We start from the raw sequence: 24,796 nt of genomic DNA on the forward strand, positions 1-24,796 counted from the left end.
CCGTGCGGTGGCCCTTTTTACAGGCTGGAATGTCCTTCAGTAACGCCTCAATTTCCGCAGCAGCGCGACGCGCGCAGCTGCAACCAATTTGGATATAGCATCGTCAACCGCTTGGAAGTCACCTTGGTGATCCCGGGCCTTGCAGACACCTTTGATCAAATGCTGGCTTTCCAGCATTCGAACGATGGAACCAGCACTCGCACGGCTGACCAAATTTACCGAAGCATGTCTCGTACAATCGCACCTTTAGGACCCCGTCCCAGAGCGCGTCGTCGTTTGACCCTTTCGCGTGCACTAGCCAACTGGCAATTAGGCCATCAGGTCATATACCTCAGAGCTTCCGCTGATTTGCAGATTGATCTCGTCCAAAGCCGCGCCGTCGATAATCGCCCATATGATCTGGCCAGTGGGTTTGTAGATCACGAAGGCCTCCGCGGTCCCTGCCTCGCCGGCGTTTTCGGTCTCGGCGAAGTTGATCTGGAAGTCGGCGGCATTGGCTCCTGACTGCCCAAAAACAAAGACGTCGCCATCAGTGTTGCTGTAGTCTTGGACCCAGTCCGATCCGTGGCCCTGCACGCCCAGATGATAGAAGTCGTCCGCGCCTGCACCCCCATTGAGGCGGTCGTGACCGAACCCGCCGTTGATGAAGTCATCACCCGCGCCGCCAAAAATCACGTCGCCCCATGCGCCACCGCTCAGAATATCGTTACCGTTTTGGCCAATCAGCCTATCCCCACCAAAACCACCAACAATAATATCGTTGCCATCTTGGCCGTAGATTTCATCGTTGCCGTCACCGCCGTCGACCTCGTCGTGGCCTGCTCCAGCAAAAATTCTATCATTGCCGCTGAACACGCCCTGCCCACCGTGGATGCTATCGTTGCCATCCCCTCCGATGAGAACATCCTCACCCGTACCACCATCGATAAAATCGTCACCTGCCCCGCCGTCGAGCCTGTCATTGCCTTTCCCACCTTCCAGGCGGTTGGCAGTCAAGTTCCCGAATACGGAATCGTCGAAAGAAGACCCGATCACGTTCACGACAGTAGAGACTAACGGTACACCCCCTGCAGCAGCGCCCCAAGTCGCACCCCCGTCGAGACGCACACCGACATAGCCCGAAGCACCAGCATAGCTGACGGTATCCACCGCCGGCTGTGGTTCAGGATCAGGCTGTGGTTCGGGATCCGGTTGTGGTTGAGGATCAGGCTGTGGTTCCGGATCAGGCTGTGGTTCAGGATCCGGTTGTGGTTCCGGATTAGGCTGTGGTTCCGGATCCGGTTGTGGTTCAGGATCAGGCTGCGGATTCTGACCACCATGATCGTTTGTTAAGGCCGCCCACAGATCGGAATTATCCCGCGCATCGGATTCATCACCAATGGTTCGCACCGTGTTCTGACCGGTCCCAGAACCTGCAGACGTAACATTGAGCGTGACCGTGTCAGTTTCATAGTCAATGACGATCTCTGTGTCGCGATTTCCGGCGAGGCCTGTGATAGTTGCCGAAGCAAACTCACCGATTACCTCATCTACGCGGATAAGCTCGGTGCTTAGACTACCGTTCCCAATTCCGTTTAGGTCAAGGATCAAGGTTCCATCACCCAAATTCACTCCGGTTTGGATATTGGGGTTGTCACCTTCAGCACCTGAACGGAATTCTTCTATAGTACCCAGCTGCCCACCTTCGGCAGTGAAGCGTAGCTCTGATCCCACTTCAAGCGAAAGGACACCCGTGCGACCTTCATCGCCATCAAAGCCCACTCGGGCCTCGTCACCGACAATATTAAGTTCACTACCTGATTGCAGGACGAAATTGGCACCATCAGTGGCCAAAATGGCCTGTCCATCAGTGATATCGACATCCACGTTACCGACGAACACGTCGGTATTCACAAAGCGACCGCCATCAATATCGATATCAAGCCGATCTTGGTCGGAGTATCCGTCCATCCAGATCTGGCCTGCGGCACTGATGTTCAAATGTGCACCAGCACCGCCTACGGCAGTGTGATCGGTGATGTCGAGGCGCCCATGAGATACATTCAGCGTGCCGCCTTCGCCAAAATCGAGATCCTCGATGATTGTGGTGCCACCATAGTTCACCCAGTTCCCGCCAAGATTGACGCTATCACCGGCAACAGCACCGGGTAGATCATCGGTCTCCCAATTCAACCGGTTGTCCCAGCGGATGCCATCTCCCAATGCGTCAGGGACAAAATCAATCGTCTCTGACGTGATCCGACCTTCGACCGAAAGGCCAAATCCGGTCTGGAAGTAGGAAACGATAAGATCGGCATCTACCACATCATCGAGGTCTTGCGCTGATTGGGCTCGCAAATAGTCAGCCAGATCAGAGATCGTGGCGTTAGGATTGCCCAAAAGTTGTTGGGTGAAATTTTGAATTGTAGTGGCGTTGAGAGTGCTCGTGTTTAGACCATCAGTGTTTACACCCGTTGTACCATATCCGGCCGATCCCAACCAATTGTGAATGATTGTATCATCGTAGAACGCTCCGTTCTCGATGTGCAGCGCAGTTTGACCGTTGTCCTTAGCCGCAGTCTCGTTTGGATTATTCGGATCAGCAAGATGAGTGATTATGTTGTCTAGCAATACTGATTCATTTCCGCGGGTATCTACGCCGAAGGACAACGCGCCTTGAGAGGATGAACTAGAAGCTTTGTGCCCTGCAGACGTGATAACATTGTCAGTGAACAACGAGAAGTTCCCAACGTTCCCGGCTCCAAAGCTGTCTCCGCCGTGGAAGTTTGCGGCGACGTTATTGTCGAGGAATAGGTTGTCCTCAATGAAGCCACCACTACGCACTTGCGCGCCCGTAGCCGAGCCTTGCATTGTGATGTTATCGCGGAATGTTACATCGGCGTTGTTTGCGTCAATGTAGACGTTATGGCTAAACATGTTTGGTGGCTTGCCACCGGCGGCTGAGAGATCATCGCGATAGTCGTCCGCCCATCCGTTGTGATCAAAGAGGGAGTCTTCGATTAAAATCCCATCCGTTCCAGCCACGTAGAGTCCAGAGGCAAATTCTGATCCGGTCCAGAAAGCACCTCCTTCAGGAGGTGTCAGATGATACGCGTCAACGATGGAACTATCACGGAAGGTAAAGTTCAACGAGTCCTGAACTATGAGTCCAAAACCATCATTGGTGATGTCCACATTGTTAAAGATAATGTTCTCGGCCTCAAGGATCGAGGCACCTTCTTGCAGTGATAGATTGCTAATCACTACATTTTCTGCGGATTGTGAAAACGCGAAGATTTCACTGTTGATGACTGGCTTGTTGCCATCGCCATACGACGTGATGTGCACTGGGTGCAGCTCATCCTCGCCAGTTGTACCGCGCAAATCAAAGGTGTTCCCGAGGTCATATTCGTAACCGCTTTCGAACAACAACCAGTTGGACGATGGCGCCGAGCCTTGGCCTGCCACTGTTTCCCACAGCATCATTGCAGCGTCGGCGTCGAGCGGTGCATCAGGGCTACCACCGTATTGCGGATGTGCCGCCAACCAGGCGCCGTTAATGGCTCCGGGGCTAACTCCTTCAATTGCCGCGATATCATCAATGCTTAGCGCAATGTCGCTGCCTGAAACATGGATATCGCGGTGATTGTCGCCGGTTTCCACGACAAGTTCGCCATTGGCCGCAGTCTCCAGCATGTAAATGTCGCCGTCGTTCCAACCAGCAGCCTGCGTCGTTGTCGCGACTGTAACATTGTCATTGAACGTCTGGGAGGAACCGTCGTTGTAGGTAACTTCATAGCTGATGCTCAACGAGCCGGAATACTCATGATCCATACTCATGACCAATGACAGCGTATTGTCTGGGTTCACCGTCAGGTTGCCGTGATCGGGCTGCTCGACGATGCGAATGCTTGCGACACTGCCTTGGTTTTCGACACTAAGCGTGGAAACGCGACCACCAGAAACGCTATAGTTCCCTGAGGAAGCATCTATAGCACTCACCGAACCGCCGTTAGCTGTATTTACTGGCATTGAAAGTCCTCACAAGAATGTTGCATTCCGCGTTTAAGATGCGGTTGATCCGAGCCGACGACTCGCGACGCCGACGCTATGGCGCGAATGTGTTATTGATTGGAATGAACAGCGGCGAAGTCGTGGCGAATCGGCAAAGTCCTGCCGTTAGTGTCGTGGGCGCAAGCGACAATGCGCGCAAATTTGACCGAGGGGAGATCGTTCCTGAACTCACGGAGCAACTTTCGGAATGCCTCACGTCTATTCCGGCGAGACAAAGCCATTCCAACACCGAGAATGGATCAAACGAAAGACACTCGAACTGCGCCGCTTGCACCACAGCCAACGCGCCGCAAATGCAACCAACCAGATGAGCCAAACGCTCTCCTGGCTTAAGCCGCCTTCGGTTTCGAAAGGTCTGACAACGGACACCGCTTTAGGCCGTGCCCGTAGATCAGACTCGTTCGGTCGGTCGGATTGCGGCGATGCGGCCAAGGGCAAGTTTGAGCCCAAACCTTCTCACATCCACCCAATTTGGCGCAAATTTGAGCCATAATTCAAATGTAGCTTGTATCCATCGAAGTGCTGGATAGGGGCCTGAACCGTGAATGTAATGCTAAACAACGTGCCCAATGTGCAAGGGACCGAATTGGTAAAAAACCCGATTCGGTTCGTTTTGGACAACGTGAAGGAAAAAGCGACATTCGAAAATGTGGCGGTAGTCGGGCTTGGCTATGTGGGTCTTCCCCTTGCTGTCTGTCTTGCGGAGAAGTTTCAAAAGGTCGCGGGCTTCGATATCTCCAAGCAACGCATTGCTGAAATCAACAATGGCTACGACGCGACGAACGAGCTGAGCAAAAATGTCGTGCAAGGCTCCGGTTTGGTCGCGAGTGCTGACGCTTCAAGCCTTGCAGATGCGTCCTTCTTTATCGTGACTGTTCCAACACCAATCAACGACGCCCATCAGCCTGATTTGTCGCCGCTGCAATCGGCATGTGACATGATCGGACCCTATCTGAAGGCCGGCGATGTCGTCGTCTTTGAATCGACAGTTTACCCCGGCGTTACGGAGGATTTCTGCGCGCCCATCCTCGAAAAGCTATCCGGGCTGAAAGCCTGTGAAGACTTTGGTTTGGGCTACAGCCCGGAGCGGATCAACCCGGGCGACAAGGTCAACACAGTTGAAAACACGATCAAGGTTGTATCGGGCGATAGCCCTGAGACCCTTGAGCGCGTCAAAGCAGTTTATAACACTGTGATCAAAGCCGGCCTGCATGTCGCGCCGACGATCAAAGTGGCCGAAGCATCAAAGGTTTTGGAGAATACACAGCGCGATATCAACATCGCCTTGATGAACGAAATGTCCCAGATTTGTGACAAGGTTGGCATCAACACGAATGAGGTGATCGAAGCCGCAGGCACGAAGTGGAACTTCTTGAAGTTTACGCCCGGTTTGGTTGGTGGGCACTGCATTGGCGTGGATCCCTACTATCTTGCCACATTGGCGGAAAAAGTCGGTCACCACCCGCAGGTTATTCTGGCTGGTCGTCGTACCAACGATGGTATGGTGCGTCACGTTGCCGACACGACTTTGCGGATGCTGATCAAAAAGGGCGGCGACATTCGCGACATGCGTGTTGGTGTTTGTGGCATTACTTTCAAAGAGAACGTACCTGATATTCGCAATTCCAAATCCTTGGAAATTGTCGACGCGTTGCGCGGGTTTGGCATCACACCTTTGGTGCACGATCCGAAATGCACGGCAGACTCGGCCGTCGCTGCTGGCTTCGAGCTGTGCACCGCAGACGAGATGTCGAACCTGGATGCAATGGTTCTGGCCACACCACATGACGCGTATTTGAGCGATCTGACGTTTCTTCAGAAAATCCGCGAAGACGGGATTCTTGTCGATGTACGTGGTGTCTACCGCAGCTCACCCGAAGCAAAGGCGCTGCGCTACTGGTCGCTATAAATTAACAAACTCGCGAAGGGGCTCGCGCTAATGTTTACAATCACACCAATCGGGTCGTGCCGTATCACGACACCCCTACGCCGGGGCCAATTCGTTCACGGTTTCAACCTGAACATGGAGCGGTGCTACGGCTACTGCCATTCGCCAGCGGAGGCCGTGCAGATGGCACGCTTTATGCAAGGTGCAGCAGACATTCCGCACGACGTCTGGCCGCTTGTATCTCGCGCGCAGGATTTGAGCGCCGTGTCTGCAAACACTCATGAAGCGTCCGACCTATATGTGGTTGAACTCGCCTCTGCCAAAGAAGTTACCGTCGACGGCGTGTCTATCCAGCTAAACTATCTGAATGCTACATTCTCCGAGTTTTTCGCGGACACCACCCGTGCGCAATCCTTCTGGGCGCTTGCTGAATCCGGCGACAGGGCCGAGCAGCTAGCTTTTCTGGATCAACACTGGGCGGCGACGCCACAACAGCAGGAAGACGCCCGGATGCTGGGCAAGATGCGCCTAAAATTTGTCACGCGCGACAGCCTGCAACGGGACATCAAAACCCTGACCGAGATTCTGCCCGACGTTCTGTTCGTGTCGCATGTCGACGCCCGCAAAGAGGACGGACGACCTATCGGGTCGCGGTCACGTTTCATTGAAATGGTGTCGGAAGAAGTGACATTGGCCGGGTGCAAGTTTTTCAACCCAACTGACCTGATGGACGTGTTCGGGCAGTCCGCGGCCATTGAAGACGAAAGCGCTGGCCTTGCGCATTTCACCGACGCATTCGCCAGTGGAATTATGGATCAGTGGATGGGCAAGGTGATTGCCCCCAAAACCGATGCTTCCATTCGCAACGGTGTTTCCAACGCTATGGAAATTCACTTCCCCACCCAGATTGCCGCTGCCTGTGACAATGGCCGGTTTGCTCAGACAATCATGCGGCTGCACGAGCTGTCGAACGATGGCGCAAAGGTCGACGGATTGCTGAGTGACGTGATGCAAGCGCAACAACGCGCGATCGAGGCTTTCAGGACCAAGATTGCGGGCGTCGCCCATGATGGCTTGACTGAAGAAGACCGCGAGGCATTGGTGTTGGAGGCGTGCGAAATCGGGGTGTTCAAGGAAGCTTTGACGCTGGCCGAATCCACTGCTCCTCAGCCTTTCGAGCTGCCCGTCCATGTCCTTGTGCGGGTTGCTGATATGGCGGCAACTTCTGGTGATTTGGGCACGGCGTTTGCGTTTTATTTGGCTCTGGCACGTAGAGGTCATCAGCCTGCATTTGATGTTCTTGCGAAGCTTGCGGTCACTCTTGATCTGGACCTGCTGACGAGGCTGGAGACTGGTCAACGGGCGTCTTTCTTGTCGCATGTGACACCTGCCACCCGCGTTCAGCTTTTGCAGCTCAACGATGCCGCCCTCACCGAAGCCGTTTCCCCTGAAACGACGCCGGAAGAGGCGGAAGAGATCGTGCGCGACCTAAGCGCGACGCATGGAATTGGATATGCCGCCGAGGTACTGGCCGCGTGGAGAGAGCATCAGGGCACGGACCGCGTCACGCATGCGGTTTTAGTGTCTGTTCTGGACAGCTGGGTCGCAACCGCGTTGAGTTTCGAAGAACGTCTGGACCGCATCCATGGATTGCATGCGGTCCTATTTGCCGCGCCCCGCCACCAACCTTCCCGTATTGCGATGCAAGATATTCGCAAGGAGCTGGCGTTGCTTATTCGTGCTGCTGGCAAGGCGGGCGACATCGATCTGTTGGACTCGCTTTCGAGCGAGGCTGCCGCACTTTCCCAAGACCTGCCAGAGCTTGATCTGTGGCGTGCACGGTTGCGGTTTGCGCGGGGCGAATACATGACCGCATTGCAGCTTGGAAAGTCCGCCGCCGCATTGTTGCCGGAGACGATCAACGTATGGGTCCTTTTGATGCGCGCTGCGACCAAGGCACAGCAAACATCTGAAGCTATCGAGTTTGCGCGCAATGTTATCGGGCTTGCCTGTCCGAAGACGGAAGCGTTGAAGTCCGAAGCCGAGACCATCGTGCAAACGCATTTGGTTGGGACCTAAGTCATGCAACCCCTGTCAGAAGTCCTGAATTTTGCCGCTGATGCTCCAGCCCTTCCGAAAGACTTTTCGGAAGAGGTCTATGAGATGAGCCGTGGCATTACGTGTCCGGAAAAGGCGAAGCTGGTCTTTGAAAAGTTGGCACCGATCCTCCAAGGGTTCCGTGCCGACCACGACATCGCCATCGCCTGCGGGCTGCTACTGGAAAAGCAGCGCAATGAAAAAGGGATGCGCGATATCTGGGGCGACCTGTGCAACCTGTACCCGGACGACTTGACCTCTTTGAGGATGCTCATGCGTTGGTATCGCCGCGAGCAGAATGTCGCGGCAGGCATTGAGTTGATTGCAGAGATGTTTCCTGAATGCTGGCACAGCCTGAAACAGGCAAACAAGGCAATTCCTGCATTGGCCGAGCTGAAGGCTTGGACCGAAATCGACGAAATCATGTCATGCCTTCTGGTGCTTCACTCGGGTGATCGCCCGATCCGAATGACCTATATCAAGCTGCTAAACGAGCAATCGCGCTTTGCCGAAGCCGCGAAACTCGCCGAACATGTGCAAGGGCAAAGCAGCATGGGCAAGGCCTCGCAGGATCTGCTTGTTTCGGTTAGCCGTCATGCGAAGACGCTGAGCAAGAACAATCTTGCCAATGCAAATGACGGGATCTTTGACCTTATTGCAAAGGCTGATGCGCCTCGCGCCTTCACCAAATGCAAGAACGTCGTCTTCTTCACCGGACAGCTTGGCACAGGTGGGGCAGAGCGGCAGATGACTCGCATCGCTTGCGCCTATCAAGACCGCTACGACGCTGGCCAACCGCTTGGCATCGCCCCCAAAGTCTGGGTGAAACACGCGACAGCATCCAGCGGTGCGGACTTCTACCGTCCGTTGCTGACCAAAACAGGCGTCGAAACTACCGTTTTGTCCGAAATGCCCGAAGTGCCTGTCGCGACATTGGAGGGCCTTTCTGATGATATGAAGGAGCTGCTTGAGCTGTTGGCCCCCGATGTTTTGCGCCACACCTGCCAGCTCTATTCGATGTTTCGTGAGGACCAGACCGACATTGCCTATCTGTGGCAGGATGGCGGTATCGTTCAGTCCGCCATTGCCGCCGTTCTGGCGGGTGTTCCGCGGATCGTCACATCCTTCCGCGGGCTTCCACCAAACCTGAGGCCGAACCTTTACCGCGACGAGTTGCCCGTACTTTACGCGGCCCTCGCGCGCCTGCCTCATGTCACGTTCACCGCGAACAGCCAAAAGGCCGCTACTGCATATGAACAGTGGCTCTCGCTGGATGCAGGCACGGTCATCGTTGTTCCAAATGCTACGCCGGCAGTTTTACCAGAGGGCGATGACACGGATCACGCATTTTGGTCGGAGGTTCTTGATGCCTCGGAAGGCTGTACCAAGACGGTGTTGGGCGTTTTCCGGTTTGACCAGAACAAGCGCCCACTGGAATGGATCAAGGCCGCTGCCCGCTCGATCGCTCACCGCGACGACACCCGCTTTGTCATGCTTGGCAGCGGCGCGCTGCATGGTGAGTGCGCGGCATTGATCGAAGAGTTCGGACTCTCAAACCGTGTTTTCCTTGCGGGCATTCGCAGCAAGGTCGGCTTCTATATGCACCGCGCCGACCTGCTGGTTCATCTGGCCGAGATGGAGGGCCTTCCGAACGTTCTGATCGAAGCCCAGCTTGCCGGAACACCCGTTTTGGCAACTCCGGCGGGCGGCACCGACGAAGTGGTCTTTGACGGCGTCACGGGGCATATCCTGTCAGCGGCAACGACCTTGCCGGAAGCAGAGCTTGACGAGACGCTTGAGCGCCTTCTGGCCGATGAAGATGAACTCGCCAAGCTTGGCGCCGCGGCGATGACGCAATCCGGCGACCGCTTTTCTGTCGAAACAATTCTCGGGCGCACGACCGAGCTATTCAATACACCAAGACTGGACACTGAATGAGAACCGTTTTCGTAACCGGCACCGCTGGATTTATTGGCTTTCACCTTGCCCGACATCTGTTGGACGAGGGCTTTGCCGTGGTGGGCTTTGACGGACTGACCGACTACTACGACGTGGAGCTGAAGAAATCTCGCCACAAGATGCTGGAGAAGAACCCGAACTTCCGCGCCCATATCGGCATGTTGGAAGACCACGAGTTTCTATCGAAGGTGGTGGCGGAGGCCAAGCCGGACGTCATCGTGCATCTCGCGGCGCAAGCAGGCGTCCGGTATAGCCTTGAGAACCCCCGCGCCTATATCGACACCAACCTGACGGGCACGTTCAACCTGATGGAAGCCGCACGCGAGACCGGCGTGGACCATTTGCTGATGGCCTCGACGTCCTCGGTTTACGGCGGCAACACGCAGATGCCGTTTGAGGAAACCCAAAAGACGGAGTTGCCGCTGACGCTTTATGCCGCGACCAAGAAAGCGAATGAGGGCATGGCGCATTCGTATTCGCACCTGTGGCACATCCCCACGACCATGTTCCGGTTCTTCACCGTCTACGGCCCCTATGGCCGCCCCGATCTGGCGCTATTCAAGTTTGTCCGTGCGGCGCTCGCTGACGAGGCCATTGACGTCTACAACCACGGCGAGATGGCACGGGATTTCACCTTTGTGGACGATCTGGTGCACTCCATCCGGTTGCTGATTGATGCGGTGCCACCGATGCCGAACTCTGGTGCCGAAGCTGTAGCAGGCGACAGCCTGAGCCCGGTCGCGCCGTTTCGCACTATGAATATCGGCAACGGCACCTGTGTGCCGCTGATGGAGTTTATCTCCGAGATCGAAGACGCGCTTGGCCAACCCATCAAGAAGAACATGATGGAAATGCAGAAAGGCGATGTGCCGGGCACCTGGGCCAACACCGATCTTCTGGAAAGCCTGACGGGTTACCGCCCCAACACCACGACGAAGGACGGCATTCGCCAGTTCGTCGCGTGGTATCGCGACTATTATCAAGTGTAGGTCATGATCGCAGCCCAACATATCACCCCTCCAAACGCCTTCACGCGGATCGCGGTTTTGGTGGAGCGGGAGCGCAAGACGCGCTTTTCCGGCGGCAAGCTGGGGTATCTGTGGGCCTATATCACGCCGGTGGTCTGGATTGGGCTGATCGTGGCGCTCTTCTGGTTTCTGCAACGCACACCGCCAATTCACGTCCGGGCCGAGATATTCATCGCGACGGGCATTCTGCCCTACCTGATCTTCCGGCAAACCGTGACCGCGCTAAGCCGGACGCTGACCGCAAACCGCTACATGCGATATCTGCGCCCTGTATCGAACAGTGACATCATGTCGGCAACGATGCTGTTGGAAGCTTTTAATATGCTGACCACGGCGGTCCTGATCTTCGGCGCGATAACTGTGCTGTTTGGCAGCGCGCTGCCAGCGTCAATGCCCGGCGTCCTCTTCAGCCTGACCTTGGCATGGGGCATCGGGTGCGGTGTCGGTCGGTTCGTTGCCGCCGCCGGTCTGTTGAGCGACGCGTTTGCACGGGCGGTACCGTTAATCCTGCGGCCTCTGTTCTGGTTGTCGGGCATTTTCTACACGGCAACCGACCTTTCGCAGGAACTCCAGAACCTGCTTTGGTATAGCCCGTTTCTTCACATCACCGAACTGGTGCGCCAATCCTATTTCCTCGGCTACACCTCACCGATTGCGTCGGTGTGGTACCCGATCGCAGTTGGCTCGGTCTTCTTTCTCGCCTCCGTTCCGCTGGAGATCTTTGCAACACGGAGGCGCATCATGCGTGGCCGGCTATGATCAAACTGGAAAACGTCAGCCTGCTGAAGCCGGGGTTTCGCGACCGTGAACCTATTGTTCAGAATGTGAATGCGGTCTTTGGCTCTGGTGAACGGGTTGGCATCCTCGCCTCACCCGGCTCGGGAAAGTCGTCTGTCGCACGGTTGCTTGCAGGCATTGACCAACCTGATCGCGGGAAGGTCACGCATGCAGGTCGCGTAAGCTGGCCTATCGGGTTTGCAGGCTTTCTGCACCCGAACCTTACCGTACTGGAAAACATCAATAATTTCGCGCGTCTGGTTGGCACCTCGCCTGTCGCTGTCACGACATTCTGCCGCGAGGTATTCGGGATTGACCATGGGGCCCGCAAGGTGATGCAGGACCTGTCCCCGACCCAACGCAGCCTGCTGGCCTATGCATGTTCCCTGTCCATCGAAGGTCCGGCAACATGGATCGCGGACGAGACCATTACCGTTGGCGAACCCGCGGATCGCATCGCGTGCGATAAGATTTTGGCCGAACGGCTGGAAACTGGCGGGTTGGTGTTTTTGTCACGCAACGCACGCCAACTGACGGCCTATTGCGACAGATTCCTTGTTCTGATCAACAAGCGGCTGGTAGCTTGCGACAATCTTGGCGTGGCGCAAGAGGCGCTTGAATTGTCAAAACTGACGTCCCTCGAACAGCAAGAAAGGTGTCAGCATGTCTAGTTCCAAACCGACCGACGCCTCCGAGGACGAGCGGATCAAGGCATGGCGCGCAGAGCGGGCCCGTATCGCCGAAGCTGACAAAGCCCAGCGCATTCAGCAAAAGCAGGCCGAGATGCAGCAATCTGCAAAAACCGTGGAAAAGGACCAAACGTCAGCGGCCCTTAAGTTGTTGTCATCCGTGACACCGCCGCCTGAGCCTGAAGCAGAGGCGAAACCGTCGCGCAAGCTGGCCCCCCTCGCAAATTGGGGAAATTGGCCGCTATTTTTCGCGGTCGTTGTTGCGCCTATTTTTATCACCGCATTCTATCTTCTGGCGGTCGCTACACCGCTTTATGAAGCACGTTCTGTAATTGCGATTACCAAGTCCGCGGAATCCGGAAACGCGTCGCGGTCCGGATTGCTTGGCGGCGTTCAGGGACCTTCCAATCTGTCGGAGGTTTTCCGCGCCCATTCCTACGTTCAAAGTCAGGCTTTGATGGACGCGTTGGAAGCCGAGTTGGGGCTGATCACCGAATTCAGCGGCCCTGCAATCGACCCGTTGAAACGATTGCGGACGGTTCCGATCCTGTCCTTAAGCAAGGGCTCTCAGTTTAGCCGCTACGTTGAGTCGTCGGTTGATATCCAAAGCGGGTTGCTGACCTTGTATGTCCGTGCACCAAATGATGCGCAGGCTATTGCGATATCTGATGCCGTTTTACGCAATACCGAGGCGCAGGTGCTTGCCTTGGGGCAGCAGGTTTTCGATCAACGTCAGGAACACGCGACCAACGTGCGTTTGGCCGCGGAACAACAGGTAGCAGAGGCTCAGGCAGCACTTATTGCCCTGCAAATCAAGTACCAAGAAGTCGATCCGAGAAACCGCGTTGAAGGCATCTATACAACGATCAAGGATCTGGAAGCCGAAGCCATGAAGCTGAACAGCGAAGTGCAAAAAGCGCAGATCGCCGGTATCGGTGACAGTCTGCAAACCCAGCAAACCGTCGCGCTTGAAGCCCGCCTGCGGCAGCAGATCGCGGACCAGCGGGCGCGTCTGGTCGCTCCTGATGGCGCGTCAGCCGGATCGTTGAATACCTTGTTGATGGAGTACGAGTTGGCCACCTTGGAGCTGACTCTGGCGCGCGAGGCCGCGCAAACAGCTTTGAAATCACAAGCGGCCGCGGGGCAGGAAGCAGCGTTGAATCGTAGCCTGTTCCAAGTCGTGGTGCCCCCAAGAACGGCACAGGTCGCGGTTTACCCTAGGATACCCGGCACGCTCGCTTTGGTTCTGGTAATTTGCTTGGCGGTTTTCTCGGGTTTGACGATGTTTCGGACTTCGCGAACTTAGCACGGTCAAGCCTTGCGAAGTGAAATAATAACTTAACATTTACAGGTTCTTATACATGATTTTGTCCATCCAAAGATGGTCAAATCTTCCGCCTTTATTTCCCAAAACCTGCTGACACAGTTCAATCACAATTCGGTCGCTTTCATACCCTGATCAAGCCCTTGATTGACCGCATTATTGGTTAAAAAACGTTTAACGAAATGAATCACTCGAAGGCTGCTGCTGGCCCGCGATTGCGCTTGAAAGAGACTGGGGGGTCTTCTGACATTCGCACTCACTTGGATTGGCTATGTCTCTCACAATTTTATCCAGGTGACCTGTCCATGAAAAAGAAATTCCGCTTCGGCAAAGACAAGCTCAAAGTCAAAAATATACCGACCGAACTAACAGTTGATGACGAAGAAGGGTCATTTGTTGACCTTTCTGCGATGAAGTTCCGTTTCAAAGGTGCTCGGAAAGAACTCATCACCATTACGTTGACAACTGACTCGGGAACTTTTGAAGCGAACAGCAACAAGCGCGTGGACGTCGAAGGTTCTGGCACCAATACGATTACGTTCACCGGAACCGCCAGACAAATCGACAGGTTCTTGAACAAGAGCGCTGCGCTGAAGTTCAATCCGGACCTCGAGACACCGAATGACGGAACCGCGACCTTCAGCATGACCGCACAGTACAAGAACAAGACTGTGACGATTGCGACTTTTGAAGCGGATATCCCTGACGTGGCCGAGCCTGATGCAGGCACCGAGGTCGTAGGCACAACCGGTGACGACGTTCTTGTCGGTGGTGAAGGTGATGACACGATATCCGGCCTTGCCGGCAATGATAACCTTGATGGCCAAGCTGGCGACGATACGGTTGATGGCGGCGCGGGCAATGACGTTGTGCGCGGGTGCGAAGGTGCCGACACTTTGACCGGTGGCGAAGGTGAAGACACCCTTCAGTATGTTGGCTCCACCTCGGGTGTCACCGTCGATCTGAACGCGGATGGCGCAGGGATGCAATCGGCATCCGGAGGCCACGCAGAAGGCGACGTAGTGTCAGGGTTTGAAAACGTATACGGCTCCGACTTTGATGATGTGCTGACCGGTAACACCGACGACAACGTGCTGTTCGGCTACGGTGGCGATGACGTCATTGATGGCGGCACTGGAAACGACGTGATCCGCGGTGGTGAAGGCGCTGACACGATGACCGGTGGCGCCGGAACCGACTGGCTGCGCTATTTGGGGTCCAATTCGGGTGTTACGGTAGATTTGACCTTGGATGCTGCGGGCTTCCACCAAACCTCTGGCGGTGACGCCGAGGGGGACATCGCTTCGGGGTTCGAGAATATCTATGGCTCGGATTTCGGTGACACACTTACCGGTGACGCGTCTGCGAACTATATCATAGGCTTTGGCGGCGACGACGTCATTGACGGCGGTGCGGGTGACGATGTGATCCGCGGTGGCGCGGGTGCAGACACCCTGATCGGCGGCGACGGGGTCGATGACCTGCAATATGAAGGCTCCGATGCAGGTGTAACGGTCGACCTGTCCCTTGACGGTGTCGCACAAACATCTTCTGGCGATGCGTCCGGCGACATCATTTCCGGCTTCGAGAACATCACAGGCACTGAATTCAATGACATGCTGACCGGCAATGACGACCGCAACTTCCTTTATGGTCTTGAAGGGGATGACACCATCAACGGCGGCGGCGGGAATGACGTGATCCGTGGCGGCACGGGTGCAGACACGCTTGTTGGCGGCGCCGGTGCTGACCTTTTGCAATATGCGGGCTCCACCGCAGGTGTGTCGATTGACTTGAACGCCGATTCTGCTGGTTTCCAGCAGGCTTCTGGCGGCGACGCGGAAGGCGATATCATTTCCGAATTCGAGAATGTTTATGCCACCAACTTTGACGATGTGCTGATTGGCAACGACGCACGCAATATTCTGTACAGCTATGATGGCAACGACACGTTGGACGGCGGTGCCGGCAATGATGTGCTGCGTGGCGGCGCTGGCGAAGACACGTTTGTTTTCAGCACGACGCTTGGCGCTGGCAACGTGGATCGCATCACTGACTTTGCCGCGGCTGATGACACGATCCAGCTTGATAGCAGCGTCTTCGCCGGGTTGGATGCCGGGGAATTGAGTGCCATTGAGTTCCTGTCGAACGACACGGGTCTCGCTGAAACTGCGGACCAACGCGTCATCTATGACAGCGTGACTGGCAACTTGTACTTTGACAGCGATGGGAGCGGAGTTGCCGAGGGTGTTCAATTTGCGACGCTCTCTGCTGGCCTCGTCCTCGACGCGAGCGATTTCATAATCGCTTAAGGTTGGGTCGAAGCCACACCTAACGAATGACTAAAAGCAGATATCCTCTTCCGGCACCTAGATCGCTGGGAGGGGATTTCAGGTGTCATCGGATAAGAACCAAATTTGGATTTTGGTCTTTTGAATGCCCCTATTCAAGACGGCGAGTGAGTGACCGCGAACACGTTGGAAGCCCATATGTGGCAAGGTAAAGAGTTGGCATTTCCGCAATGGACCCTTGGTTTGACATCTGACACTTGCTCTCAGGCTAAGCAGGCTTTGGTGAGCCTGCAGCGAAAGTCAGAGACGTCCCGCATTGCAACCATCGAGAATTAGAAATGAAGCGCGCTCGAAGCTGTAGTGGTTGGCATTGTGTGCGGGGTTTCAACGATTTGTTCACCTTCAACGAACTGGTCAACCATCATCATGGTGATTGGTGAGGTCCAAACCGACTATTCGCGCCAATCATTGAGAGGCCAAGCGTCGTTGAAGATAGGTACCAATTTCTATCTTGATCAAATCGATGCGTTCGGACTTCTTACCTGTTGCGCGCCTCACACCTGATTGAGAAAGGCTTCGATGCCTGCCTGCGCGACGACCATGTCTTGATCCGGAGTACCTGAACTGACCCCGATACCTCCGACAACATTGCCATCCACAAGAACGGGGTAGCCGCCGCCGACAACCATCAATCGCCCGCCAATGGCAGACGCGATCCCGTATGCGGGTGCGCCCGGTTGGCTGGCGATCCCGTATTCATGCGTCGCCTTCTTCGCGCCTGCTGCAGTAAACGCCTTGTCGATTGCAATGGTCGTTGACGTTACCTTGCCACCATCCATTCTGCGAAACGCAATCAGCTGGCCTGCCTCATCGGTGATGGCAATACACATTGGTACGCCTATGGCCTCTGCCTTTGCGACCGCTCCGTCGATGAGAATGTCGGCATCCGAGATATCTAGTCGGGTCACTGAGATCATGTGGTTTCCTTTTTTTGCGGCACACCTGAGACGTAGGTTTGCGCGATTGCGCGGTCATCGCCCATCATCTGGACGACGAACAATTCATCCGACAGGCTTTTGGCGCGATCCATGCGCACATCCATAGCTGTTGTAGCACGCGCGTTGATCACGACAATGTCCGCCTCGGTTCCGGCATCAAGGGTGCCGATCTTGTCGGCCATTCCCAAGACTTCTGCATTGCCGCGGGTGATCCAGTGATAGGCGCGCAACGTGTGCAATTTTTGGCCCTGGAGTTGGAGGATTTTGTATCCTTCGTTCAGGGTTTGCAGCATCGAATAGCTGGTCCCTGCGCCAATATCCGTGGCAATTCCGTTCTGGATGCCGCGCGCGCGCAGGCCTGCATCATCAAACAACCCGCTGCCAAGGAACAGGTTGGACGTGGGGCAGAAAACCGGATGGGCACCGGTATCCGCCATTGCGCCAATCTCGCGATCCTTGAGGTGAATGGCATGTCCCAACAACGTGTTTGGGCTAAGCAGTCCGTATCCCTCGTAGACGTCAAGGTAATCACGGGCATCAGAATACAGCTCTGCCGTAAATGCGATCTCGTCGTGGTTCTCGGACAGGTGCGTCTGGATGTAACAATCGGGATTTTCGCCAGCTAAAGCACCTGTTAGCTCAAGCTGCTCGGGCGTTGAAGTAATCGCGAAGCGCGGCGTGATCGCATAAGAGGCGCGGCCCGTGCCGTGCCACCGTTCAATTAGCGCCTTGCTGTCATCATAGCCCGACTGTGCGGTGTCCAACACGGCGTCGGGGGCATTGCGGTCCATCATGGTTTTGCCGGCAATCATCCGCATATTGCGATCATCGGCTTCCGAGAACAGCGCCTCGGCGGATGCGGCATGAACAGAACAGAATGCCACAGCCGTCGTTGTGCCATGATCCGTTAAAAGATCGCAAAACCGCCCCGCCATGGCGCGTGCGTGCTGGGCATTGGCGTATTCCGCCTCAGCCGGAAAAGTGTAGCCGTTAAGCCAGTCCAGCAATTGGCTGCCCCAGCTGGCCACGATCTGGACTTGCGGGAAGTGGATGTGCAGGTCGATAAAACCTGCCATCAACAAATAGGGGCGATGATCAATAAGCTCTGCATCGCCTGCGTCGGCTGCAACGCTTTCATAGTCGCCCGAGGCCACGATCAGACCATCACGCATCAACACACCACCGTCTTCGATGTAGCTATAGGCGTCGGTGTCCTCAGGGCCAGCGGGTTCGTAGTGGAACGTCAAAACGCGACCACGCAGAAGGGTGTCAGTCATTGGAAAACTACTTTTTGAGTGGGGAGATAAGCGAGGCAGTCCTGTGACCGCCTCGCTAAATCGTTTTGTTAGCGTACGTCGAGCGCAGGGGAATCGTCGTCCAAGAGGTCAGGCTCGTCTGGAACGATGATGCGATGCTCAAGGTCTTCCTTGGGTGCAATCATCGGATAGATCAGCATGAACGCGCCGATGATCAGGTAACCAATGGTGATCCCGTCAAGCTGTGGCATCTGCAAGGTGTAACTGTGGATGATACCGATCGAAGACATCACTGCCGCCGCAATTGCGAACCCGCCAGCCTGCTTGAACCGCCCGTCGATCACATCTGCCGCAATGGCACCCCAGACAAGGCCGGTGATGATCGCGCCTTGCGACAGGGCAAGGTGGCCTTCGTAATGTGCGCCCTCCATCAACAGCGCCGCCGTCAGATCGCCATCGCCCAAGCCGGGCAAGCCTTCGACGCCGGTGTTGCGCAGCGCGTTCATCAGCGAGCCCCATTTGGTGATAAGGAAATTCGAGATATGCGGCAGGATCGCGAAAGAAACAGCCGCCATATGCGCAGGTTTCACTGCGTAGCCGGTGTTGGTGATCAAGCTCACGGCCACGAACACCAGCACGGGTGCGGCGGCGGCAATCGGGATCAATCCGGCGAGGAACGACAGGAAACCAAGAAAGGCTGCCGCCGCGATCACCAGCGCCACGCCGATTATGTAACCCGCGCGCGCATCCATCCGCTTGTAGGCCGGGTGGCCGATGTAGACGGTCGTCGGGAAAGGCGAGCCGAACAGCGCACCGATCATCGTACCCGCACCATCGGTCACCTGACAGACGGCAACCGGATAGCTGTCACCTGCCGCTTCGGCGGATTCCACGTTGTTCATCGTTTCGATGAAATTGTAGATTTGCACCGGGATCAGAACGAGGAACAATTCGGGATTGGCAAAGAGGTATTGAATACCGATGAGCATGTCACCGAAGTAGGGAATGGGCGCGTAGAAGCCGATGCCATCGGTGTTGAAAGAAGACTGACCCAAGAAGATAGCGATGACCGTACCGACGGCAATCGCCACCAGACCGGCAGGCAGGTTGCCCGGCAACCGGAAGCGACCGATCAGCCCCCACAGGATGAACAACAGCGACGTGAAGCCGATGAGCGGATGCTCAAACACGGTGGCCAGCGGAACCGATCCGATGAACACCAGCGCGATGCCGCAAAGGGTGCCCAGCATCCCCGCACGCGGGGTGATCCGCTTGAGGAACGGGCCAACGATTGCGCCGAATGCCGCGACAATGCCACCCATAAAACCTGCGCCAATGCCGACCTGCCAAGCCAACAGCGAGTCGCCAGTCGCCCAGAAGATCGGGCCGATCACGCCGAACAGGTAAACGAACATTACGGGGGTGGAGATGCCGTAAGGCAGCGCAGTGACGTCTTTACCCTGTTTGTTGGCGACCCATTTGGCCATCAGGGTGTAGACCACAACACCTGCAAGGATCGCGACCGCTGCGCCCGGCACAATACGGCCAAAGACGATTTCGGCTGGCATCTGGAAGACGAACTGGCAGACCCCGGACAGGATCAGAAGATTGACAAGGTTGTCGGTGAACAAGGCCCAGAAAGCGTTGAAATCGCTCCTGTTGTATAACTTGTAGCTGTAGGCTGTATCAGACATTTCGGGTTTCCTCCCATTGGTATTGCTCCGCGCCGCCTTTCTGGAGCGATCTTTTCGGAGTTTGATTTTGTTGCTGTGTTGGTGATGTTGCGGCCTTTGTCAGGCGTGTCATGACCTCGGCCACAACAAAGGCCGCGATGACCTCGGGGCGCTTATCGGTGCTTTGAGTGGACCCGATCGGGCAGGTCAGGCCTGAGGTCACTGAACCGGCGGATTGCGAGGCATGAAACCGCGAGAACTTCACTCTTTTCGTCGCGGACCCGATAAGGCCGACATAGGCCGCATCGCGCCGGTCCAGCGCCTCGGATGTGAGCAGGAAATCCAGCGCGTGATCATGGGTCAGCACAATGAAGGCGCTGTTTGGCGGGGCATTGCGAATATCGGCTTCCGGCAGGGCGGAAAGCCGTGTTTCGACCTTTGCGTCACTCAGCGACAATTCCTCGTGCCGCCCGTCGATCAGAACACATTGCACCGGCAGGAACTGAAAGAAGCGCGCCAGAGCGCGGCCCACATGACCTGCCCCGAAGATGTAGACATGCGGGCGCTGCCCGATGTCGTCGGCCTCGGCTCGGCTTGCTTCGCGCCGGTCGGCACCTGACATCTGCACCAATGTGATCGCGACACGGCCGCCGCAACACTGGCCGATTTCCGGCCCCAGCGGCACGTCCATATCGTCGGTCGCGCACCCGGTGCGCAACATCGCGCGGGCCTTGTCGATCGCCATATATTCCAGTTGCCCGCCTCCGATTGTCCCGTGCAGGCCATCGGCGCTGACAAACATCTGGGCGCCTGCGTCACGCGGCGATGACCCACGCACACGGGTCAGGCGAACGTGGATGATAGACGCGTCTGTGGACAGAAAGGCAGCGAGCGTCATCGGTCAGCCCCGCAACCGCTCGACCGCCATCAACACGCGCTCCGGCGTGGCGGGTGCATCCAGACGCGGGCATTCGCGGTAATCGGCGACACTTGCAACCGCGTGCGACAAGGCTTCGAACACCGAAATGCCAAGCATGAACGGCGGCTCACCCACGGCCTTGGACCGTTTGATGGTGTGTTCCTTATTCTCGGACCACGTCGCGAGGTTGGTATTGAAAATACGCGGGCGATCAGACGCCAGCGGGATCTTGTAGGTCGACGGCGCATGGGTGCGCAGCTGACCTTGGTCGTCCCACCACAACTCTTCGGTGGTCAGCCAGCCCATGCCCTGAATGAACGCCCCCTCAACCTGACCGACATCAAGGATCGGGTTCAGGGATTTGCCGACATCGTGCAGAATATCCGTGCGCTCGACGCGGTATTCACCGGTCAGCGTGTCGACGGACACTTCGGAACAGGCCGCGCCATAGGCGTAGTAATAAAACGGGCGACCTTGGCCCGTTTCGCGGTTCCAGTGGATTTTCGGGGTTTTGTAAAAGCCTGCTGCGGACAGGTGGACACGGGCCATATAGGCCTGCTTGATGAAATCACAGAAGGAGATGATCTCATCGCCCACCTGTACCGCATTGGGGAGAAAACGCACGGCTGAGGCATCGGTTTTCCAATGCTCGGCCGCAAATACCATCAGTCGTTCCTTGATCTGCCGTGCCGCGTCCTGCGCAGCCATCCCGTTCAGGTCAGACCCCGATGAGGCCGCCGTCGCGGACGTATTCGGCACTTTTTCCGTTGTCGTCTTGGTTATCTTGATCGTGTCAAAATCTACCTGAAGCTCATCGGCCACGATCTGCGCAATCTTAGTGTTCAGACCCTGACCCATTTCCGTGCCGCCATGGTTCAGATGGACTGATCCGTCTGAATAGATGTGCAACAAAGCTCCCGCCTGATTGTACCAGGTGGCCGTAAACGAGATGCCGAACTTCACCGGAGTCAGCGCAATTCCTTTACGGATCGCGCCACCCCTGGCGTTCCAATCAAGAATGGCCTGACGACGGGCGCGATAGTCGGCGCTGTCTTCCAGTTCCTGACAGATGCGAGGAGCGATATTGTCTTCGACGGTCTGGTGATAGGGCGTCACATCGCGCCCATTGTCGCCGTAGAAATTGCGCTTGCGGACCTCAAGGCTGTCCAGCCCGCGATGGTAGGCGATCTCTTCCATGATCCGTTCAGCAGCAATCACGCCCTGCGGTCCGCCAAAGCCGCGAAAGGCGGTGTTGGACACTGTGTTGGTCTTCATCGGGTGCGAATTCAGAAGGACATTGGGATAGTAATAGGCGTTGTCGGCATGAAACAGCGCGCGGTCGGTCACCGGGCCTGACAGGTCGGACGAAAACCCGCAGCGCGCGGCGAAATCACCGGTCACAGCTTCGATCAAACCGTCGTCGTCAAAGCCCACTTCGTAGTCGATCACGAAGTCATGACGCTTACCGGTCGCTGACATATCATCGTCGCGATCCGGGCGGATCTTCACGGCGCGGTTCCATTTCTTCGCAGCGACCGCCGCAACCGAACAGAACAGGTTCATCTGGGTTTCCTTGCCCCCGAACCCGCCTCCCATGCGGCGCACGTTGATCACGACGGCATTGGACGGCACGCCCAGAACATGGGCGACCATATGCTGCGCCTCAGATGGGTGCTGGGTGGAGGAATGCACGATGACGTCGTCATCCTCGCCGGGAATGGCAAAGGCTATATGGCCCTCAAGATACATGTGATCCTGCCCGCCGACGCGCAGCTTGCCCTTGATCCGGTGGGCCGCGTTGTCCATCGCGCTTTCGGCCTCGCCCCGTTTGAGCGTCAACGGCGGGGTCACGTACCCCATGCCGGCCTCAAGTGCTGCTTCAGGATCGAGCGCATGTGGCAGGTCTTCGTAGGTGATCTGCGCAAGCTTAGCCGCACGGCGAGCCGCATCGCGTGTCTCGGCCACGACCGCAAAGATCGGCTGGCCCCAGAACTCGACCTTCTCCGTCGCAAAGATCGGCTCATCGTTGCGCCCTGTGGGAGACACATCGTTGACGCCCGGAATATCTTCCGCCGTCAGCACGCCGATAACGCCGGGGGCTGCGCGCACCGCGCTCAGGTCAACATCCCGCAGCAGGGCATGTGCCTTTGTGGAAAGACCCAAATATGCGTGGAGCGTCCCGATGGGCTCAGCGATATCATCGCAATATTCCGCGCGGCCAGTGACGTGTTTGATGGCGCTGTCATGGCGCAGATCGGTGTTCACCGCGCCTTTGAGCGGGGCATTTGCAGGTTTTTGAACATTCATGGCAAATCTCTCCCTTACGCACTGAGGCGGTTGGTTGTGGCGTCGCCTTGCTGGTCCAGCCAAAATTTGCGGAACAGGTTCTTCGACACTTGCAGGCGGTAATCGGACGACGCGCGCCAATCGCTCAACGGGGTGAAATCCTCACCCAATTGCGCGGCGGCTGCGATCAGCGCCGCCTCGCTCCATGCTGCGCCCACAAGTGCTGCTTCGGCATGTGCGGCCCGCTTCGGTGTCGCGGCCATGCCGCCGAATGCTATCCGAGCGGCGGTGATCGTGCCGTCCTCAACGGTGACATTGAACGCGGCACACACGGACGAGATATCTTCGTCGCGACGTTTGGAGATCTTGTAGGCCGCGTGAATGGTGTTCTTGGCAGGGCGCGGGACGCTGATGCTTTCCAGAAACTCGCCCTTTGAGATGTCCTGCTTGCCGTAGTCAATGAAGAAATCCTCAATCGGGATGGCCCGGCGGGCAGTCCCTTTGCGCAGGGTGATCGAAGCACCAAGGGCGATCAGCACCGGTGGCGTGTCGCCGATGGGCGATCCGTTGGCGATATTGCCGCCGATCGATCCCATGCTGCGGATCTGCCAGCCGGCGATCCGGTCCCAGAATGCGGCAAGATGCGGGTAATCGTCAGACATCGCGGCACGGCTGTCGGTATAACTCACACCCGCGCCGAAATTGATCGCGTCTTCGGTGACGTCGAGTTGGCGCAGCTCGTCCAGATGACTCAAGAACACGACCGGAGATATATCGCGCAGGAACTTCGTCACCCAAAGGCCCACATCCGTGGCCCCCGCGACGATCGTCGCATCAGGGGTCTCCAGCAGGACCTCGGCCAGATCATCAACCGATGCTGGCAGGATGCAGCGGCTGCTGCCGCTCGACACATCGACCCGTCGGCCGTCGCGCAACTGCGTCAACTTAGCAGTCATGGTCGCCCGTTCCCGTGTCAACGCGTCATCGGCCGGACCGCCGTGGGTTGTCACCGCTTTCGCGGCCTTGATTATCGGCTCGTATCCGGTGCAGCGGCACAAGTTGCCCTGAAGCGCGGTTTCGATCTCGGTCTCGGTCGGTTCGGGGTTCCCCATCCAGAGCGCATAAAGCGACATCACAAAACCCGGTGTGCAGAACCCGCACTGACTGCCGTGGTGGTCAACCATCGCCTGCTGCACCGGATGCAACTTCCCGTTCGTGCCGGACAGGTACTCAATGGAAACGACGTGACAGGCGTCGAGTGATGCCGTTAGGCGGATGCAAGCGTTCACGGGCTCGTAGCGCAAGACGCCATCTTGCAGCCGTCCCACAAGAACCGTGCACGCGCCGCAGTCGCCCTCGGCGCAGCCTTCCTTGGTCCCTGTCAAACGGCGATCAATCCGCAGGAAATCCAGCAAAGTGTCACTGGCGCCCACCGCATCCAGTGTCACGTCACGATCGTTCAGCACGAAGCGTATTTCGGATCTGCTTGTCATATTTCCTCCCTTGCCGCAGTCGGGATTCTGCGATCTCATTCTTTATGGCGCAGATATCTATCCCG

Annotated in this window: 15 protein-coding genes; 8 read left to right on the forward strand and 7 right to left on the reverse strand. The window is 56.6% G+C overall.

The window, feature by feature from the left end:
- Window positions 1-309: 309 nt before the first annotated feature.
- A complete protein-coding gene (locus BDE40_RS18390; RefSeq protein WP_246030429.1) occupies window positions 310-4,011 on the reverse strand; it encodes a calcium-binding protein in 3,702 nt (1,233 codons plus the stop codon).
- A gap of 592 nt (window positions 4,012-4,603) precedes the next feature.
- Between BDE40_RS18390 and BDE40_RS11600 the strand changes: the two genes are divergently transcribed.
- From BDE40_RS11600 to BDE40_RS18500, 8 genes are all read left to right on the forward strand, one after another.
- A complete protein-coding gene (locus tag BDE40_RS11600; RefSeq protein WP_134014752.1) occupies window positions 4,604-5,962 on the forward strand; it encodes a nucleotide sugar dehydrogenase in 1,359 nt (452 codons plus the stop codon).
- 30 nt (window positions 5,963-5,992) lie between these two features.
- On the forward strand, window positions 5,993-8,020 hold the full coding sequence (locus tag BDE40_RS11605; RefSeq protein WP_134014674.1) for a hypothetical protein: 2,028 nt from the start codon (window positions 5,993-5,995) through the stop codon (window positions 8,018-8,020).
- A 3-nt stretch (window positions 8,021-8,023) separates the two neighbouring features.
- Window positions 8,024-9,976, forward strand: coding sequence for a glycosyltransferase (locus BDE40_RS11610; protein ID WP_134014675.1), 1,953 nt, complete (start codon window positions 8,024-8,026; stop codon window positions 9,974-9,976).
- Window positions 9,973-10,986 carry an SDR family NAD(P)-dependent oxidoreductase gene (locus BDE40_RS11615; protein ID WP_134014676.1) on the forward strand — a complete coding sequence of 338 codons (1,014 nt, stop codon included), beginning with the start codon at window positions 9,973-9,975 and terminating at the stop codon, window positions 10,984-10,986. Before BDE40_RS11610 ends, BDE40_RS11615 begins: the two co-directional genes overlap by 4 nt.
- A gap of 3 nt (window positions 10,987-10,989) precedes the next feature.
- Window positions 10,990-11,784: an ABC transporter permease gene (locus BDE40_RS11620; RefSeq protein WP_134014677.1), complete on the forward strand. Its 795-nt coding sequence runs from the start codon at window positions 10,990-10,992 to the stop codon at window positions 11,782-11,784.
- On the forward strand, window positions 11,781-12,473 hold the full coding sequence (locus BDE40_RS11625; protein WP_134014678.1) for an ATP-binding cassette domain-containing protein: 693 nt from the start codon (window positions 11,781-11,783) through the stop codon (window positions 12,471-12,473). Before BDE40_RS11620 ends, BDE40_RS11625 begins: the two co-directional genes overlap by 4 nt.
- Window positions 12,466-13,797, forward strand: coding sequence for a KpsE/RkpR family capsule polysaccharide export protein (locus tag BDE40_RS11630; protein WP_134014679.1), 1,332 nt, complete (start codon window positions 12,466-12,468; stop codon window positions 13,795-13,797). The genes BDE40_RS11625 and BDE40_RS11630 overlap by 8 nt, the downstream gene beginning before the upstream one ends.
- 323 nt (window positions 13,798-14,120) lie before the next feature.
- The gene (locus tag BDE40_RS18500; RefSeq protein WP_162848077.1) at window positions 14,121-16,127 is read left to right on the forward strand and encodes a calcium-binding protein; all 2,007 of its coding nucleotides are present in this window, start codon (window positions 14,121-14,123) and stop codon (window positions 16,125-16,127) included.
- A gap of 533 nt (window positions 16,128-16,660) precedes the next feature.
- Here the strand turns inward: BDE40_RS18500 and BDE40_RS11640 are convergent.
- The 6 genes from BDE40_RS11640 to xdhA form a co-directional block, all read right to left on the reverse strand.
- The gene (locus BDE40_RS11640; protein WP_134014681.1) at window positions 16,661-17,083 is read right to left on the reverse strand and encodes a GlcG/HbpS family heme-binding protein; all 423 of its coding nucleotides are present in this window, start codon (window positions 17,081-17,083) and stop codon (window positions 16,661-16,663) included.
- Window positions 17,080-18,381 (reverse strand): guanine deaminase, encoded by a 1,302-nt coding sequence (gene guaD, locus BDE40_RS11645; RefSeq protein WP_134014682.1) that lies wholly within the window; start codon window positions 18,379-18,381, stop codon window positions 17,080-17,082. Before guaD ends, BDE40_RS11640 begins: the two co-directional genes overlap by 4 nt.
- Before the next feature lie 68 nt (window positions 18,382-18,449).
- Window positions 18,450-20,054, reverse strand: a complete 1,605-nt coding sequence (locus tag BDE40_RS11650; RefSeq protein WP_134014683.1) for a xanthine/uracil/vitamin C permease — start codon at window positions 20,052-20,054, stop codon at window positions 18,450-18,452.
- Complete coding sequence (xdhC, locus tag BDE40_RS11655; protein WP_134014684.1) at window positions 20,047-20,931, reverse strand: xanthine dehydrogenase accessory protein XdhC; 885 nt, start codon at window positions 20,929-20,931, stop codon at window positions 20,047-20,049. Before xdhC ends, BDE40_RS11650 begins: the two co-directional genes overlap by 8 nt.
- A 3-nt stretch (window positions 20,932-20,934) precedes the next feature.
- Entirely contained in the window at window positions 20,935-23,259 is a 2,325-nt protein-coding gene (xdhB, locus tag BDE40_RS11660; RefSeq protein WP_134014685.1) for a xanthine dehydrogenase molybdopterin binding subunit, read from the reverse strand.
- A 14-nt stretch (window positions 23,260-23,273) separates the two neighbouring features.
- Window positions 23,274-24,731 carry a xanthine dehydrogenase small subunit gene (gene xdhA / locus BDE40_RS11665; protein WP_134014686.1) on the reverse strand — a complete coding sequence of 486 codons (1,458 nt, stop codon included), beginning with the start codon at window positions 24,729-24,731 and terminating at the stop codon, window positions 23,274-23,276.
- Window positions 24,732-24,796: the final 65 nt, after the last annotated feature.

Source organism: Litoreibacter halocynthiae (assembly GCF_004365635.1).
Classification (GTDB): domain Bacteria; phylum Pseudomonadota; class Alphaproteobacteria; order Rhodobacterales; family Rhodobacteraceae; genus Litoreibacter; species Litoreibacter halocynthiae.

Coding starts and splice junctions, on each gene's coding strand:
- BDE40_RS11640 (WP_134014681.1), bottom strand. CDS start 17,083: ATGATCTCAGTGACCCGACTAGATATCTCGGATGCCGACATTCTCATC.
- xdhC (WP_134014684.1), bottom strand. CDS start 20,931: ATGACGCTCGCTGCCTTTCTGTCCACAGACGCGTCTATCATCCACGTT.
- guaD (WP_134014682.1), bottom strand. CDS start 18,381: ATGACTGACACCCTTCTGCGTGGTCGCGTTTTGACGTTCCACTACGAA.
- BDE40_RS11620 (WP_134014677.1), top strand. CDS start 10,990: ATGATCGCAGCCCAACATATCACCCCTCCAAACGCCTTCACGCGGATC.
- xdhB (WP_134014685.1), bottom strand. CDS start 23,259: ATGAATGTTCAAAAACCTGCAAATGCCCCGCTCAAAGGCGCGGTGAAC.
- BDE40_RS11610 (WP_134014675.1), top strand. CDS start 8,024: ATGCAACCCCTGTCAGAAGTCCTGAATTTTGCCGCTGATGCTCCAGCC.
- BDE40_RS11615 (WP_134014676.1), top strand. CDS start 9,973: ATGAGAACCGTTTTCGTAACCGGCACCGCTGGATTTATTGGCTTTCAC.
- BDE40_RS11605 (WP_134014674.1), top strand. CDS start 5,993: ATGTTTACAATCACACCAATCGGGTCGTGCCGTATCACGACACCCCTA.
- BDE40_RS11625 (WP_134014678.1), top strand. CDS start 11,781: ATGATCAAACTGGAAAACGTCAGCCTGCTGAAGCCGGGGTTTCGCGAC.
- BDE40_RS11630 (WP_134014679.1), top strand. CDS start 12,466: ATGTCTAGTTCCAAACCGACCGACGCCTCCGAGGACGAGCGGATCAAG.
- BDE40_RS18500 (WP_162848077.1), top strand. CDS start 14,121: ATGAAAAAGAAATTCCGCTTCGGCAAAGACAAGCTCAAAGTCAAAAAT.
- xdhA (WP_134014686.1), bottom strand. CDS start 24,731: ATGACAAGCAGATCCGAAATACGCTTCGTGCTGAACGATCGTGACGTG.
- BDE40_RS18390 (WP_246030429.1), bottom strand. CDS start 4,011: ATGCCAGTAAATACAGCTAACGGCGGTTCGGTGAGTGCTATAGATGCT.
- BDE40_RS11650 (WP_134014683.1), bottom strand. CDS start 20,054: ATGTCTGATACAGCCTACAGCTACAAGTTATACAACAGGAGCGATTTC.
- BDE40_RS11600 (WP_134014752.1), top strand. CDS start 4,604: ATGCTAAACAACGTGCCCAATGTGCAAGGGACCGAATTGGTAAAAAAC.